Source organism: Paenibacillus whitsoniae, from assembly GCF_003955665.1.
Taxonomy (GTDB): domain Bacteria; phylum Bacillota; class Bacilli; order Paenibacillales; family NBRC-103111; genus Paenibacillus_E; species Paenibacillus_E whitsoniae.
Map to the genome: position 1 here is coordinate 1 of NZ_RXHU01000107.1, position 16,238 is coordinate 16,238.

The following is a 16,238-nucleotide window of genomic DNA, read 5'->3' on the forward strand; positions in this document are numbered from 1 at the left end:
AGATGTGTATAAGAGACAGATGCGCTGGATTATGTGCTCAAGCCGATTGATCCGATCCGCTTTGCGACAACGTTGGAACGGGTGCGAAAGTCAATTGCGAGGCAAATTCAGGAGGGAAAAGGAGCGAGCCCATCTTGGGGAAAACCGCCCATTGAGTTGTTTGGGCACCTGTCCATTCGGGGAACTTCCGATCAACCTCCTCTCAAGTGGCGCACGCTGAAGTCGAAGGAACTGTTTGCTTATTTGCTTCAGCACCGGGAGGTATGGCTGCCCAAAGATGTGCTGCTGGAAGAAATCTGGCCGACCTACGAATTGGATAAAGCGATGTCGCATCTGCACACGGCTATTTATCAAGTGAGACGCATGCTGAAGGAAACGGGGCTTGGCGGTGCGCTTGATTTTTCGCTGGAAAGCTATCGCTTGCATGGCGAAGGGCTTCGCACCGATGTGGATCACTTTCTGCAGGCGGCCCTTGTGGCGCCGCAAGGCAATCTTGCTGAATCGGAAGCGGCCTGGGAGCTGTACAGAGGGCATTACCTTGACAAAGAAGACTACCCTTGGGTCAAGGCCAAAAGGGAAGAACTGCTGCAAAATTACATCGTGTTAACGATGAGGCTTACCTCCGCCGAACGCGCAGCGGGATCGCTCGATTCTGCCTTGCGGCGGGTCAGACGCGCTCGCGAGCTGCACCCGTATTCGGAAAGGCTGGCGAGGGAACAGCTGGCATGTTTGGCTGCGATCGGCGATACGGAGGGCTTGCGTGCAAGCTATGCCGCCTTTTTCCGGTTAATGACGGAAGAAATGGGGACTCCGCCTACGGCTGAGTTTCAAGACTACGGACAAGCATTAATGGATGGGCAGTGAAAAAGCTTCATAACAGGTTACGACTCAGGCATCCCTCGATTGTCCTGCATCCTAAGATGTTCAGAATTCGTTCAACGCTCCCTGTTATAGTTAATTAGTCTCAGAATATGACAAACTTCGACGGGGAGATGGAAGTAGAAATGAAGCTACATATCGCATGGAAGAAGGCGCTGCATCTGTTGCTGGCGCTTGCCCTTGTGGTTCCGGGTTTGCTCTGGAGCCAGAGTCAAACATTTGCGTCGGGCCCAGCCTGGCGCGATATTAAGTCAAATGCCGATAGCGGCGCAAGCTACTTAGCCGGGGAAAACGGCAAGCTTTATTTGCTGTACAGCAATAAAATTTTAGTCAGAGGGGCAAGCGACGCCAACTGGTCAAAACTTGTCGATTTGCCTGCTAATACGTTTACTCAAGCAAATAAGCTTGTCGTTCGGAATGGTGATCTGTATATACTGGATCACGGAAATGAGAGTGCGTATCCGAACGCGATTCCTTCGAAAATTATGAAGAGCTCCGATAACGGGCAAACTTGGACGGACGTGCCTGGGCCTGCCGGTGGTTTTCCGACGCTAAACGGCGATTATTTGAGCGCCATATTTTTTGATACGCAGGGAAATTTATATGCGGTAAGCTTTTTTGCCGTCTATAAACGGGATAAAACAACAGAAGCCTGGACGGTCATCAATGCTAAGCCGAATGCTTTGTCAAAGTCCTATCGCATTTCGAGTGCGGGTGTTGATGCCGCCGGCAACCTGTACAGCATTATGTATGAACTCAACGATATGGGAGCATTTCCACCGCTTCCGACTGCTGTATACCGATGGGATGGAAACGCTTGGGCGACAGTAAACGTAACGCTTCCTGCCGGCAACATGTGGATGTTTGTCGATGCCAGCGGAGTGATCCATATGGCAAATGGCAGCACGAACTTCATGCTGAGTTCAAAGCCCCATATCTACACCTTCGACGGTTCCTCGCTGCATAATACAGCTACAACGAGCAACATGAACTGGACAATCGGCGGCGTTGTCTTCGATGGCGAATACTATTACATTCTAGATTATTCCCCTGACGGGATCATTCGGACGACGAGTCCGACATTTGGTAATCTCAAAGCCCCGCCGACGCTTACGGGCGATACGACTGATAACGATACGACGCATGCAATCGAGCTGGTCTATGCGGAAGATGCTGACTGGCTGGCGGCGATTACGTCGGTTGAATTTTCGCCAAGCGCACCATCTGCGCAAGCAGACTGGACGCAGCCGGGCAAAATCACAATCACCGGATTGACGAAGGGAGGCAGCTACACGGTGAAAGTTAAAGCTACGGGTTATAGCAATGCGACGGCTGTACAAACCGTGAGTCTGGTGCCTTCGGTTTGGTACGATATTACGGCCGACAGTTCGATGTTGGCGCCAGTTCTTTCTGTGAGCGGTGCGGTTTATAGCGTTCAATTGGGAGAGGAAGGGCTCTTTTTCCGAAGTGAGTCCGACATGAAATGGCAATCTGAAGCCTGGCCGCCGCAAGAGGAGTTTGGCAGTGTATACACGTATGTAGCTCGCGGAAATGATCGGTACATTGGCGATCTGACCAATCCCATGACACCTAACAGCATTGTTGTACGGATCAGCACGGATAGCGGGTCTTCGTGGTCTTCATATCCGCTGCCTCAAAACGCAGTGACTGACGGCGCGTTAAATCCGCTAACGGTTAGCCAGACAGGAGCTGTATATTTGTTTGGCAGCAAAAACCTGTTTAAACTGGACGAGAGCCGTAACTGGTCGCAAATTCCTGTGCTTCCGGATGCTGGTGACGACAAGTTCGCGTATACGGGAGTAGCCGTAAATGCGGCAGGCAAGGTGTTTGCCAATATTCGTAAATACAATTTGCAGCAGCCGCTTAACAACACAGCAAAGCTTTATCAATTAGACACCTCCGGAAGTACGCCGCAATGGACAGTTGTGGCCGACAGTCCAAGTGCCGTGCTGAATCTGTATACAGATACGGCAGGGGGGATGCATGCATCGACAGGTGCAGTGCTGTTTGGCGAAACGCCGGGCGCATATGTATATCAATTCGATGAGAATGGCTTTACCCAAGCTGCTACACTTGACAGCCTGGCTCAGGCGAAATATGGCGTAGCTTATGAAAATGGATATTATTATATCGTGGATGGGGATGATTACCAAACCATCCGTACCACGAACCCCAATTTCAATACAGGTTTGGCGTCGCCTGCACTGACCGCGGACACGTCCGACAATGACGATGCGAATACGCTCGATCTGACGTTTGAAGACGATGCCGACTGGCGTTCCCAGATTACAAGTGTGACTTTCAAGAAAAGTGGAACTGTCGTAGAGGCGACGTATCAGATGTCACCAGGTGTGCTGCACGTTATGCAGCCGCTGGAGGGCGGAACCTATACGATTGAAATTGCAGCCACTGGGTATAGAAAGTCGACTGTTCAGCAAACCGTGCTGATCACAGCGCCGATACTGACAGCGGATACGACGAATAATGACGATGCGCATGGTCTGGATCTGACTTTTACAGACAATGCCAACTGGCGTTCCCAGATTACAAGCGTGACGTTTAAGAAGAACGGATCCATCGTAGAAGCAGCATATCAGGTATCGCCTGGGGTCTTGCATGTGACGCAGCCGCTCGAAGGCGGAACCTATACGATTGAGATTGCTGCCGCAGGATATAGAAAGTCGACCGTTCAGCAAACCGTGCTGATCACAGCGCCGACACTGACGGCGGATACCTCCGACAATGATGATGCGCATGGTCTGGATCTGACTTTTACAGACAATGCCGACTGGCGTTCTCAAATTTCGAATGTGACTTTTGAGAAAAACGGAACCTTCGTAGAAGCGTCGTACCAGGTATCGTCGGGCGTGCTGCATGTGACGCAGCCCCTTGAAGCCGGGATCTACACGATCGAGATTGCAGCGGCTGGATATACAAAATCGACCGCCGAGCAAACCGTGCTGATCACAGCGCCGACACTGACGGCGGACACGTCCGGCAATGACGACTCGCATGAGCTGGAACTGACTTTTACAGACAATGCCGACTGGCGTTCTCAGATTACGAGTGTGACTATACAAAAGAACGGAATCATCGTAGAAGCGCCGTACGAAGTATTGCCGGGTGTGTTGCATGTGACGAAGAAGCTTGAAGCCGGAACGTATACGATTGAGATTGCAGCCACAGGATATACAACATCCACCGTCGAGCAAACCGTGCTGATCACAGCACCGACGCTCACGGCAGATTCGACGAATAACGATACCGATTATGACATTGAAATTACGTTTACGGATAATGCCCTTTGGCGAAGTGCGCTAACAAGTGTCGCGTACAATGGACAGACGGCAGACAGCAGCACGTATGTGTTATCTGAAGGAAAGCTCCTAGTCAAAAAAGGGACGCTCCCAGCTGGAACTGCAGAAATTCGAGTGAAAGCTGCCGGTTATCTGGATGCGACTGTGACGCAGGATATTTTGGCTGTACCGTCGCAGTCGGATTCTTCTTCGAATACTGGAGCAGACACGCCCAATACTGAAATTATTACAATCGACGTGCTCGGCGGTTCCAGTAGTGGCAGTGTCGTGTCTCAAGCCGAGATCGTACGGACAAAAGATGACAAGGGCATCAAGCACGATAAGGTGAGCTTGACCTCTGAATTGGCTGCCCGCGCCGTCGATGCGCTGAAATCGACAGGCACAGGCCAAGCCGTTATCGTCGTACCGGATACGAAAGACGAAGTGGCCGACATTCAGGTATCCTTGCCGCGTGAGGCGCTCGGGAAGCTGACGAATGCCGGTGTTGGACTGACTATTGAAACGCGTGGTGCGTCCATTCAGATTCCGGTTGCTTCGTTGTCAGCCTCAAGCGGGGATCTGTACTTCCACGTCGTCCCTGTGAAAGACATCGCTGCCCAGCAAGAGGTGGGGGAGCGCGCGAAGACAAATGGCGCTTCCGAAGACGTTCAGAATGCTGCTGTCGTCGGCAGACCGATGACGATTGAGACGAATTTGCAATCCCAGCCGGTTCAATTGACGTTACCCCTTGGCGATTACACCGCGGACATAGATTCTCGCTTGATGGTTTACATCGAGCATAGCGACGGAACGAAGGAATGGGTGAAAGGAGAACAGGTTTCGGATGATGCGGGCAAACCGGCAATCCGATTTACGGTGAGCAAGTTCAGTACCTTTACGATCATTGATGCCAAATCGGCCCTGCCGATTCAAGCTTACATCGAGGGATATGAGGACGGAACGTTCCGTCCGGAAGCTGCTGTCACACGCGGTCAGTTGGCGGCGATGCTGGACAGACTGTACGGGAACAGGGCAGCAACGTCGGATGTCAAAGCGCCTGCGTACAAGGACAGCCAGCAATTTCCGGCATGGGCCGTCAAAGCGATCTCAGTTATTTCCGCACTCGGCTTCATGGATGGCTATGAAGATGGGGAATTCAAAGAGGATCGCGCTGTCACACGCGCAGAAGCTGCTGCGATTTTTGCCAGAGTATCCGGTCTGTCGTTGAAGAACACGGCACCAAGCTTTACGGACACGCAAGGCCACTGGGCTGCGGGAGCCATTGAAGCTGCAGCGCAAACCGGCATGCTGGAAGGCTATGAAGACGGCAGCTTTGCTCCGGATCGGGCGCTCAGCCGCGCAGAAGCGGTAACGTTACTGAACCGTGTCATCGGGCGCCCGGCTTTGACAGGCAAGCCACAGCTATGGTCGGATGTACCGGCAACTTACTGGGCATTCGGCGCCATACAAGCGGCAAGCTCGAATTCGAATGTCGAGCGCTAATCTATAGCAAGCAAAACGAACAAAAACGGCCCCTTTCCGACATTTCCGGCAGGGGTCGTTTCATTTTGTCGAAAAAGGTAAAATATACCATATCCTTAATAAATCCCACCATGAAACCTTAAGTTTACCGCTTTCCTTGTCTTAGCGATTTCTCTATGATTACGTTAGCAACTTAGCCAAACACGTATAGTCGGCAAGCGAGGAAGGTGATGGAAAATAATATGTAATCGCTTATGCGGTGTGAAAACAGCTTTTTGAATGAGCGCTCTTCCAAATTCGAGGAGGTATACGATGCGAAGCTTTCATAAACTGGTTTCTTCCATCTCTATGATGGCCCTGGCCGTCACGTTATGGAGTCCGGGCATATCCCGGGCAGATACGCCGATCACGGACGCCAATGCTAGCATTTTTGGCCCCAATGTGTATGTCTTTGATCCTTCTATGTCCGCAACTGACATTCAAAATAAGACGAACGAAATTTTCACAAGGCAGGAAACGAACGAGTTCGGTACGGAACGGGATGCGCTGTTGTTCAAACCTGGCACATATAACGTCAATTTCAATGTCGGTTTCTACACGCAAGTGTCCGGCTTGGGGCAAAATCCCGGCGACGTTACTATCAACGGCGGTCTCAACGTAAACGCAGACTGGGATAATGGCAATGCGACGCGGAACTTTTGGCGCGGTCTCGAGAACTTGACAATTGCGCCGTCGAATGGCACGACGCAGATTGCCGTCTCGCAAGCTGCACCACTGCGCAGGCTTCATATCAAAGGTGGGCTGAATCTGTTCGATTTCGACGCCAATTGGAATGCCGGCTGGGCGAGCGGAGGTTATTTGGCGGATTCGATCGTTGACAATAATATCGTCCCGGCTTCCCAACAGCAATGGTTCTCGCGCAACAGCGAGTGGGCCAGTTGGTCCAATGGCGTGTGGAATATGGTGTTTGTCGGAGATAAAAATACGCCTTCCGGCGATTTCCCAAATCAACCGTATACCGTCGTACCGAATACGCCGATCATTCGAGAGAAGCCGTATTTGTACATCGATAACGGAGGGCAATATCAGGTTTTCGTACCTTCCCTCCAGCAAAATACGCAAGGCGCGAGCTGGACTTCTGCACCAACGCCAGGCACCTCGCTTCCGATAGACCAGTTCTACATCGTTCGCACGGATACGTATTCAACCGCAAATATAAACGCTGCACTTGCAGCAGGAAAGCATTTGCTGTTTACGCCGGGTATTTATCATTTAAGTGATACAATTCGTATCTCGAATGCGGATACGGTCGTGCTTGGCATCGGTATGCCGACGCTCATTCCCGACACGGATGCGCCGGCGATCTCCGTGGCGGATGTGGACGGCGTCAAGCTGGCGGGCCTCGTATTCGACGCCGGGCCTAACGCGACTTCGTCGCTCGTGCAGGTCGGCCCGCCAGGAAGCTCTGCGAGCCATGCGGCGAATCCGATCTCGCTGACGGATCTCTTCTTCCGGACGGGCGGCGTGACTGCAGGCACGAATGCGGCGCAGATGACGATCAACAGCAATGACGTGATCGGCGATCATTTCTGGATGTGGCGTGCGGATCACGGCGCAGGGGCAGGCTGGTCGACCAACGTCTCGACAAATGGGTTGGTCGTGAACGGCAATAATGTGACGCTATACGGTTTATTCAACGAGCATCACAATGAATATCAGACGCTGTGGAACGGCAATGGCGGCCGGGTTTATTTTTACCAGTCGGAAATTCCGTACGACGTGCCGAATCAAGCGGCTTGGATGAGCAAGGGCGGCACAGAGAACGGCTATGCGTCCTACAAAGTAGCGGATTCCGTTACGAGTCACGAGGCCTGGGGCCTCGGGGTGTATTCCTACTTTCGCGATGCGGCGGTTAAGCTGGGAACGGCGATTGAAGTGCCGCAAGCGGCCGGCATCAAGATCCATCACGCGACCACGATTTGGCTCAACGGCACGGCAGGCAGTGAAATCACACACATCATTAACCAAACCGGTGGCAAAGTGTATGCCAATTCACCGGGAACGGCAATGCGGCAGACGTTAACGGAGTTTGTGGGTTCTGACGCAGGCGACACTCAAGCGCCAAGCGTGCCGGGGAATTTGATGGCGGCAGCACCTGCTTACAATCAGGTGAACCTGAATTGGAGCGCTTCAACGGACAATGTCAGTGTAAGCGGGTACGAGGTGTATCGCAATGGCGCGCTGATCGGTACGACAGCTTCCAATTCATATACCGATACGACGACGAAAGCATCAACGGCTTACACGTACACCGTGAAAGCGAAAGACGACGCAGGCAATGCTTCCGCTGCAAGCAACAGCGCCAGCGTTACGACACCGGCGAAAGCGCTTGACCGCACCGGTTGGACGGCAACATCTTCGCCAACGAGCGCCGACGGCCCGATGAATTTGATTGACGGCAGCATGTCCACCCGTTGGAGCACGGGGACGCAAATGGCTAACGGTCAATCGTTCACCATTGATATGAAATCGCCGACAGCCATTAACTCCGTTGTCATGGACTCGACCGGCAGCAACAATGATTACGCTCGCGGGTATCAGCTGTTCGTCTCGAATGACGGCGTGAACTGGGGATCTGCGGTTGCGACCGGAACGGGTACAGGGCCTGTCATTACAGTTAATTTTCCAACGCAAACGGTGCGGTATTTCAAAATTGTACAAACCGGAACAAGCTCCAGCTGGTGGTCGATTCGCGAAGTGAGGGTATACGGGCCGACGGCCCCTGCGGCCGCACTGGCGGGGCCGCCATCCGTGACCGCTGGTCAATCGTTTGACGCGACCCTTAGCTTGAGCGACGTTGCTACGAGTGTATATGCGCAGGACATTCAACTTGCTTACGACAGCGCACTGCTGAACCTGACGTCAACCGAATCGCTGAACAGTAATGTTGTCGTTGTCGATCAAAAGGCGGGAGCAGGCAGTATGCGGCTGCTGACTGTCAACCTGGGTGGCCATGACGTGAACGGCGATTTGCTTCGTCTGCACATGACGGCGCTAAGTCCGGGCGACGATGCTACGGCATCGATTGCGGTCGCCAAACTTACTTTGGCCGATGCAACAGGTGCGGAGACGGATCTGGATGCGGTATCCACCTCCATCGGCATTAAAGCTATCGTCGATCTGTCTGCCTTGAACGCACTTATTGCCCAGGCGCAAGCTGCGCATGATGCAGCGGTGGAAGGGCTCCAGATCGGTCAGTATCCTGCCGGCACGAAAGCGGTTCTGCAAGCAGCGATTAACGATGCGATGGCTGTTGCGGCAGCTCCTGGCGTGACGAAAGCGCAAGTTACGCAGGCGATATCGGCGCTCAATACGGCGCTCCAAACGTTTACGCAATCGGTCTACACCAGAACGCCTGGCGATCTCAATACCGACGGCAAGTTCACGATCGGCGACCTCGCGATTGTCGCAGCCGCCTACGGTAAAACGTCCGCAAGTCCGGATTGGGCAACGTACCAGTTTGCCGACATCAATCACGATGGTGTGGTTGATCTGGCTGACTTGGCAGCAGTTGCTCAGCGAATCTTGCAATAAACCAAGAAGCGTTCCCCGGCACCACGCCCGCTATGTCTCGTGATTGACAGCGCCCATAGCGGGCTCATCTTCTTCAATAGGAGGAACGATGGGCATGCACTTACCCAAATGGTTGCCTGTACAGAGCCTGCTGCTTGCTCTTAGCTGTCTATTGCTTCCCTTCGGGGTGCAGGCGGAGACATCCAAACCTTCGGCCAGCTATACGGTTACTGTCTCGAACGACAAACCGGCGATAGGTGAAACGCTGGAAGTCCGTGTGCAGGGCAGCAATCTGAACGATGTCTATGCGTTTGAAATCAATTTGTCCTATGATGCCGACGTTTTAACCTTCATGAATGCGAAGTCGGAATGGCCTGGTTTCTCGATTCCGCCCATCGTGACGGACAACCATGTTCAGCTTGCCCACACCTTGGTTGGGAAAAAGCCGGGGCTCTCCGACAGTCAGACTTTCATGACGCTTCGCTTTAAAACTGCTCATTACGGAAAAGCCGAGCTTGTTCTCCAAAGCGTGAAAACCGTTGATTCCAAGTTGGCCAGCGCTTCCGTTTCCCTTTCACAACAGGTAATGCTGACTGTAAAAAGCCCCTTTGCGTTCGATGATCTGGAAGGCTTTGAATGGGGAATTCCAGCCATTGAAGCGCTTGCGGCCAAAGGTATAATTAACGGAACGGGTGATCGTACGTTCAGTCCAGGCAGCTCGATTTCTCGCGCGGATTACGTCGTGATGCTGATGAGAGCTTTAGGCGTCAAGGAAGCGGCAAGCACTGAGGCAACTGCAGGAGTAGAAGCGGGAGTGATGTTCGATGATGTGCCGGGCGATGCCTACTATGCGGAAGCAGTTGCTGCTGCCAAGCAGCTGGGCATTGTGCAAGGCGACGAGCATGGAGTCTTTCATCCAGCAGCTCCAGTGACGCGAGAGGACATGATTGTGCTTGCAGATCGAACGCTGCATGCGGTGAAGGCGTCTGCGCCAACAATGGCAGATGGCGCCACATCGTTGGCATCGTATCTCGACGCGGATGCCATATCGGACTATGCGCGCGCTAGCGTCGAGGCATTTGTCGGACTCGATCTGATCCACGGCTATGACGACGGATTATGGCCTCAAGCGCGATCCAATCGGGCGCAGGCGGCCGTGCTGCTGTATAATATTCTTGTCAAATTCATGAAAATAAGCGGTAGTTAGTTGGAAAATAGCGGCATTACGCTCACGATTCGAGCCGACTTGTGTTAGAATGGAGAAATTGAAATCTTAGTAGCTGTTTAGGTATTAGGGTGGGCTGGCATACGTCTCCCACTCTCTCCACCTCGACAGGGATCTGAGCATTTACTAAATCTTACAGACTAACTCATGAGGTGAACCAGGCTTGTATTTGCAAACATCACGAAGACGCTCCGCACGGCAAGTGCTCCCCGTGCGGCTTATGCTAGCTTTAGCCCGGAATGGACTTCTCATTTGGACGTTCGCCGCGATCCTGCTCAAATCGCAGCTGCTCCTGGCTGCGCTGCATGCGCCGGACAACCGGGGGCTCAGCATTTCCAACATGTATTTTACGGTGCCTCCGGTACTCTCTCATCTGATGTTTATCGTATTCTGGATCGCGATCGGCCTTTTCTTTCGCAGCCGTGGACGCCGGATCTACCTGTTAGCGTTCAACATATTGTTCAGCATCGGGCTAATGTGCGATCTCATTTATTATCGCGCCTATGCGGCGTTCCTATCGCTGCGCTTTGTACTGCATCCCGCCGGTTTCAACCCGCTCGGACTTCATTTATGGTCCTATGTCCGGCTGTTCGACCTGTGGTTTGCCGCCGATCTGCTCGTGCTCGCGATCTATGGACTGTTCCGCCTTCGTGGACGCAGCAGCTACAGCGGCGGTTACGGCGGGCGGAACGGCTATGGCAGCAGCTACGGTTACTCCGGCTACTCAACGCGGACGGATGGCAAGCGTCGTCGGCCGGTGCTGGCTGTCGTGCTGATGCTGCTTGCGGCGGGTGTCGTCGAAACGGAGCACTATCGCATCGACGTGAAGAATGTTACGAACGGCCAGATGCTGTTCTTCAATTTGAGCTGGGCGCCGTTTCAGTCAATGTCGGATATGTCGCCGATCGGCTACCATCTCTACGACGGGCTTCGCCTGTTCGGCTCGAACAAGTTGAAGTCGCTGACCTCGCAGGAAGACGGGGAAATTAAAGCGTGGCTCAGCGCCAACAACGAACATTTGCCCGACAACGCCTACAAAGGCAAGTTTCAAGGCAAAAACCTGTTCGTCATTCAAGTCGAATCACTGGAAGCTTTTGTTCTGAATCAAAAAGTGAACGGTCAGGAAATTACGCCGAATCTGAACCGTTTGATGGGGAATTCGCTGTATTTTTCGAATTTCTATGAGCAAGTGAATAACGGGACGTCCTCGGACAGCGATCTGATGACGACGACATCGACGTATCCGATCCGGTATGGCGCGAACTTTTTCCGCTATCCGACAAATACGTACCATTCCCTCCCGAATCTGATGGCTGGACTGGGGTATCAGACCGTTTCCACGCATTCCGAGCCGGCGGGCAGCTGGAACTGGGTGGAAGCGCACCATAGCATCGGCTACCAGACGAGCTGGGATCTGCGTCAATACAAGGTGGATGACGTCGTAGGTCTCGGTCTTTCCGATGAATCCTATCTCCGTCAGCTTGGGGAGAAAGTGGGTTCGCTGCAGCAGCCGTTCCTGCTGCACGTCATTACGCTGTCCAGTCACGGGCCGTTTGATATGCCGAAGGCGACCAAGGAACTACAGCTCGACCCGGCGTTCGACAGCTCCATTATGGGAGCGTATTTCCAGGCGATTCATTACACGGATAAGCAGATCGGCGCCTTTTTGGATAAATTGCAGCAGCTTGGATTGTTGGAGCAATCGGTGGTTGCGATCTACGGAGATCATACCGGTGTGCATAAGTATTACCAGGATCAAGTGGACGCGATGCCCCCTATGGAGAATGAAGCTTGGCGCACGCATTCGTTGAAGCTGCCGTTTATGGTCTATCAGCCAGGATTGGAAGGGGAAACCATTCCAACGGTTGGGGGTCAGATCGACACCTTGCCGACGCTGGCGTACTTAATGGGGGTCGATCCGAGCGCTTTTGCAGAGACGGCGATGGGAAAAGTACTCCTGAATACGCAGCGTGACTATACGATGCTGAATGACGGCACGATCGTGGGCACACCGCCGACGGAAGCGGACAAACAGCATCTGCTCAGCGCGTTTCATATCGCGGATCTGATCCACGAAAGCGATTATTTCGCGGAATAAATAAGGTTTGATAAGTCCTTCGGTGCGCCGAAGGGCTTATTTTAATGGTTTTGGTGAAGACGCAGCTAAAATAAAACCCATCTGCAAAAAAGTGTATGAACTTAGTGTATTCGTGCATGGGCAGCGCTCAAGCAATCGGCTAACATAACAGATTTTCTAACTCAATAGGCTGCATTCCTATCTATGGCGCATCTATTTTGTGGTATAATGGAAATAAATTATGCTAAGAGCCCTACGCTGTTTGGAGTTGAAGTGATGACCGAACTGTTAGGTCAGTAACAAGTACGATATGGCAAAGCGCAGCCTGTACTACTCGGCGAAACTGTACGAGGACATTTTGATATTTAACTGTATGATGAATGAGCGGTTTCATCATATTTTTCATATGAAGGAAATCCATACGGGCGAGCTGCTCATCGACGATATTGAAATTTTGAAGAAGGAAGAGAAGAAGCATTCTATCTATGTAAGGTGGCTGACAACCCAGTGAACACTTGTCCAACATGTCGAAAACCGACCGATCTTCATTTGCAGCGCTGCAAGCATTGCGGATGTGTGCTTCCCTACACGGTCGCCGAAAAATTCGACCTTATGGCCGCTTCTATCGAGCAGGCGCTTAAGGAAGAGCTAGCTTTTAGAAGGAAACGGAAGCAATAGAGAATAACAAAAAAAACCAATGGCTTTGCGAATTGCTTTCGCGGAGCTCTTGGTTTTTCTTCGTTCACAGAAGGGGACGAATCCCCCGCTAAACGGATGTGCGCAGTGTGTACGTGACCGCCTAGTCCGTCACCTTTTGCATTTTCGCCGGATTGTTGATTTTGTACGGGACAGGGTGCTTGGCAAGCTTTTTGGCCACGATCTTGCATTCGAAGGTAAGCGTGTCGCCGACGGCAAGCTCCAGTTTCTTCAACGTGTTGCTGTAGCTGGACCAGGCGGTTCCGATCTCCATGTCCGGATCGAGAATGGACACGGCTTCATAAATGATGACTTCGTCGTCCGTTTCGGTAAAATGGTTCGGCACTGTCGCAAACTCGGTAATCGTCGCCTTCATTTTGACCTTTTCTTCGGGGAGCTGAAGCTTGGCGGCTTTTTCCTTCTTGGGCTTGCTCTCTTTCGGCGCAGCCGCTTTTTTAGGCTTCTCCTTCTCAGGAGCCGGCTTAGGCGCTTCGGCCTCATCGGTTAGAGCTTGCTCCGCTTCTTCAGCAGCAGTCCCATCCTCGGATGCTGTCGCGTTTCGCTGGCCAAAACTTGCCGCTTGCATCTCCTTCAGATACGAAGGATGGATGCAGTGCAGTTGGTTCGAATCCAGTTCGATCACGGCTGTCATGGCATCGACATAGCCGACAATCGAGCAGGTGAGGCTGACGTTGCTCCTTTTGTAATAAAACGTCTTGGCTTTCGTCGCTTTCTCGGAAATGAGTCCCCACACTTTGCATTGTTGCGTCAGCTCGGCTTCCTCTTCAAACCGGGTGAAGCTGGCGGGTTGTATGGCGAAGGCATAGTCCATTGTGCGGTATCAACCTTTCTATTAAAGTACGGGAATGTCTAGGCTTGTTCTTCCTCTAAGCGGAAGTCGTCGGTTTTCTCGCCGTCTTCCCAGATCTCCACGAAGAGCGCGGCGCAATTCTCGAAGTCGGCAGCTTTGAAACCGAGCGCTTTTTCTTCGTCCGTTCCCACGTAGACATTTTCCATATTCTCCCCGTCAAAGGATAGAATCACATAAATTTTCATGCTTGTAGCATCTCCTTTCGGGTGTTATCGTTAATTATAGCATACTGAACGAATAATTCGCATGAAGCTCAGACGAATCGTCATATACATCTGTAGAGCTTGTTGGCTGTGAAAAGGAAGAATGTGTCATCGTATTCGCACAAGAATTCGTAGCAGGGTTGAGGCGAAGGAGGCGTTGTCGAAGTGGCAATTGTTCTGGTCTGTATACTCGGATGCCTGGTTGGTTTTATACTTTTCCGCAAAAATGTGATTCCCCCAAGCGATACGCCTCTCCGGCAGGATCCAAAACTTTCGATCATTATTCCCGCTAGAAATGAACAGGAGAACTTGCCTTATCTGCTGCGTTCGCTGCAGCTTCAAACGTTGCAACCTTATGAAGTTATTGTTGTGGACGACTTCTCTGAGGATGAGACGAAAGCGATTGCCGAGAGCTTCGGTGTGACCGTCATCGCCAATTCGAGTTTGCCTCCAGGCTGGACGGGGAAAAATTGGGCCGTCTGGAACGGTTATCAGCATGCAACCGGCGATTTGATCGCTTTTCTTGACGCGGATATTCGGTTTGCTCCCCGTGCCTTGGAATTGCTTGTTCGTGCTCGTGAGGCGAGCGGCGGCGTTGTGTCCGTCGTCCCTTTTCATTATACCGAGACGTTCAGCGAGCGGCTTGCGCTCATTTTTAATGTGCTGGGCGTCTTTGCGTTCACATCGCCGTTCGAGAAGGCCAACCCCCGGCAAGGGTTGTACGGCTCCTGCATTTTAACGGCTAGAGATGATTATGAAGCGGTAAAAGGGCATGAAGGCATTCGCCACGAAATGCTCGACGATCTTAATCTTGGCGCAGCGTATCGCCGGGAAGGCATCCCCGTCACCAACTATATCGGCAAAGATTTGGTGTCATTCCGCATGTATCCCGGAGGACTTCGAAGCGCGATCCAGGGCTTCGGCAAAGGCGCCATGCTGGGCACAGCGAAGCTGAGAGGATGGACGACTGCGCTCATTGCGCTGTGGGCGATCGGACTGGTGCTTTCCTGCAGCTTCCCCTTCCTGCTGGGGACTTCCTGGGGCTTGCCGTTGCTGATCGGCTACGTATTGTACATGGTGCAGTTATTTTATTTTGTTAATTCCATAGGGATATTTGGCGTAGCGATGCCGGTGCTGTACGTGATTTCCACGTTGTTTTTCCTCATGGTGATGGGGTACTCGATGTTTCAAGTTGTCTTTCTGGGACATGTTGCCTGGAAGGGACGGCAGGTCAAAGTGGGAAGCAGGCGAGAGCTATGACCGTGCTTTTCTGGACATTGTGCGCATTTGTATCAGGCTCATTGATGTTTTCCTATTGGCTCGGGCGGTTGGCGCGTCACAACCTGCGGAGCGTCGGCGACGGGAACCCTGGGGCGCTTAATCTGTGGCAGGCGGCGGGATATCGGTTAGGGCTTGCCGGAATCGTGCTCGACTTCGGTAAAGGCTATGGGATCTTGCTGGCGGCCAGGCATCTAGGTGGGTTGGAAGGCTATGCGCTCATTCCGATCGGGCTTGCGCCGATTGTCGGGCATGCGTTCTCGCCTTTTTTGAAGGGCCGGGGCGGCAAGGCGATTGCCGTCACCTTTGGCGTCTGGAGCGCACTGTCGCGCTTTGAAGTTTCGCTGGCGCTGGCGATCATCCTGGCGATTTCGCAATTGGTCATGAAAATTGTGCATAAATGGAAGCCGATCCCTTCGCAGATCGACGGCCAGCAAGTGGTGCTTGGCGTGCTCCTGCTCGGCGTTTACTTGCTCGTGCGCGGTGCCCCGGCGGCTTGGTTCTGGATCTGGGCGGGCAATGCAGCGCTGATTGTGGTAAAGCATCAGAGGGAGCTTCGGGCAGGGATTGGCAAAAAGAAGGAGGAGGCACAGCCGTAAGGCTGTGTCGTTTTTTGTCGGAAATGATTAAATTTCAT

The 16,238-nt window shown here is 52.5% G+C and carries 10 protein-coding genes; 8 read left to right on the forward strand and 2 right to left on the reverse strand.

Translation table 11 applies throughout. The features are described 5' to 3' along the window. The first annotated feature begins 33 nt into the window (after window positions 1-33). From EJQ19_RS28305 to EJQ19_RS28330, 6 genes are all read left to right on the forward strand, one after another. A complete protein-coding gene (locus EJQ19_RS28305; RefSeq protein WP_126144590.1) occupies window positions 34-864 on the forward strand; it encodes an AfsR/SARP family transcriptional regulator in 831 nt (276 codons plus the stop codon). A gap of 140 nt (window positions 865-1,004) precedes the next feature. Beyond that, on the forward strand, window positions 1,005-5,699 hold the full coding sequence (locus EJQ19_RS28310) for a hemoblobin-interacting domain-containing protein (RefSeq protein ID WP_164716773.1): 4,695 nt from the start codon (window positions 1,005-1,007) through the stop codon (window positions 5,697-5,699). Between the two features lie 291 nt (window positions 5,700-5,990). Next, the gene (locus EJQ19_RS28315) at window positions 5,991-9,272 is read left to right on the forward strand and encodes a discoidin domain-containing protein (RefSeq protein ID WP_126144592.1); all 3,282 of its coding nucleotides are present in this window, start codon (window positions 5,991-5,993) and stop codon (window positions 9,270-9,272) included. 94 nt (window positions 9,273-9,366) lie between these two features. After that, entirely contained in the window at window positions 9,367-10,458 is a 1,092-nt protein-coding gene (locus EJQ19_RS28320; RefSeq protein ID WP_164716775.1) for an S-layer homology domain-containing protein, read from the forward strand. A gap of 181 nt (window positions 10,459-10,639) precedes the next feature. Further along, on the forward strand, window positions 10,640-12,574 hold the full coding sequence (locus EJQ19_RS28325) for an LTA synthase family protein (protein WP_126144594.1): 1,935 nt from the start codon (window positions 10,640-10,642) through the stop codon (window positions 12,572-12,574). 289 nt (window positions 12,575-12,863) lie between these two features. Further along, entirely contained in the window at window positions 12,864-13,064 is a 201-nt protein-coding gene (locus EJQ19_RS28330) for a hypothetical protein (RefSeq protein ID WP_126144595.1), read from the forward strand. A gap of 288 nt (window positions 13,065-13,352) precedes the next feature. Here the strand turns inward: EJQ19_RS28330 and EJQ19_RS28335 are convergent, their stop codons facing one another. Further along, window positions 13,353-14,081: a hypothetical protein gene (locus tag EJQ19_RS28335; protein WP_126144596.1), complete on the reverse strand. Its 729-nt coding sequence runs from the start codon at window positions 14,079-14,081 to the stop codon at window positions 13,353-13,355. Between the two features lie 38 nt (window positions 14,082-14,119). Beyond that, a complete protein-coding gene (locus EJQ19_RS28340; protein ID WP_126144597.1) occupies window positions 14,120-14,305 on the reverse strand; it encodes a hypothetical protein in 186 nt (61 codons plus the stop codon). Between the two features lie 183 nt (window positions 14,306-14,488). Between EJQ19_RS28340 and EJQ19_RS28345 the strand changes: the two genes are divergently transcribed. Together EJQ19_RS28345 and EJQ19_RS28350 are read left to right on the forward strand one after the other, a co-directional pair. Beyond that, window positions 14,489-15,583, forward strand: a complete 1,095-nt coding sequence (locus tag EJQ19_RS28345) for a glycosyltransferase family 2 protein (RefSeq protein ID WP_126144598.1) — start codon at window positions 14,489-14,491, stop codon at window positions 15,581-15,583. Next, complete coding sequence (locus EJQ19_RS28350) at window positions 15,580-16,200, forward strand: glycerol-3-phosphate acyltransferase (RefSeq protein WP_126144599.1); 621 nt, start codon at window positions 15,580-15,582, stop codon at window positions 16,198-16,200. The genes EJQ19_RS28345 and EJQ19_RS28350 overlap by 4 nt, the downstream gene beginning before the upstream one ends. Window positions 16,201-16,238: the final 38 nt, after the last annotated feature.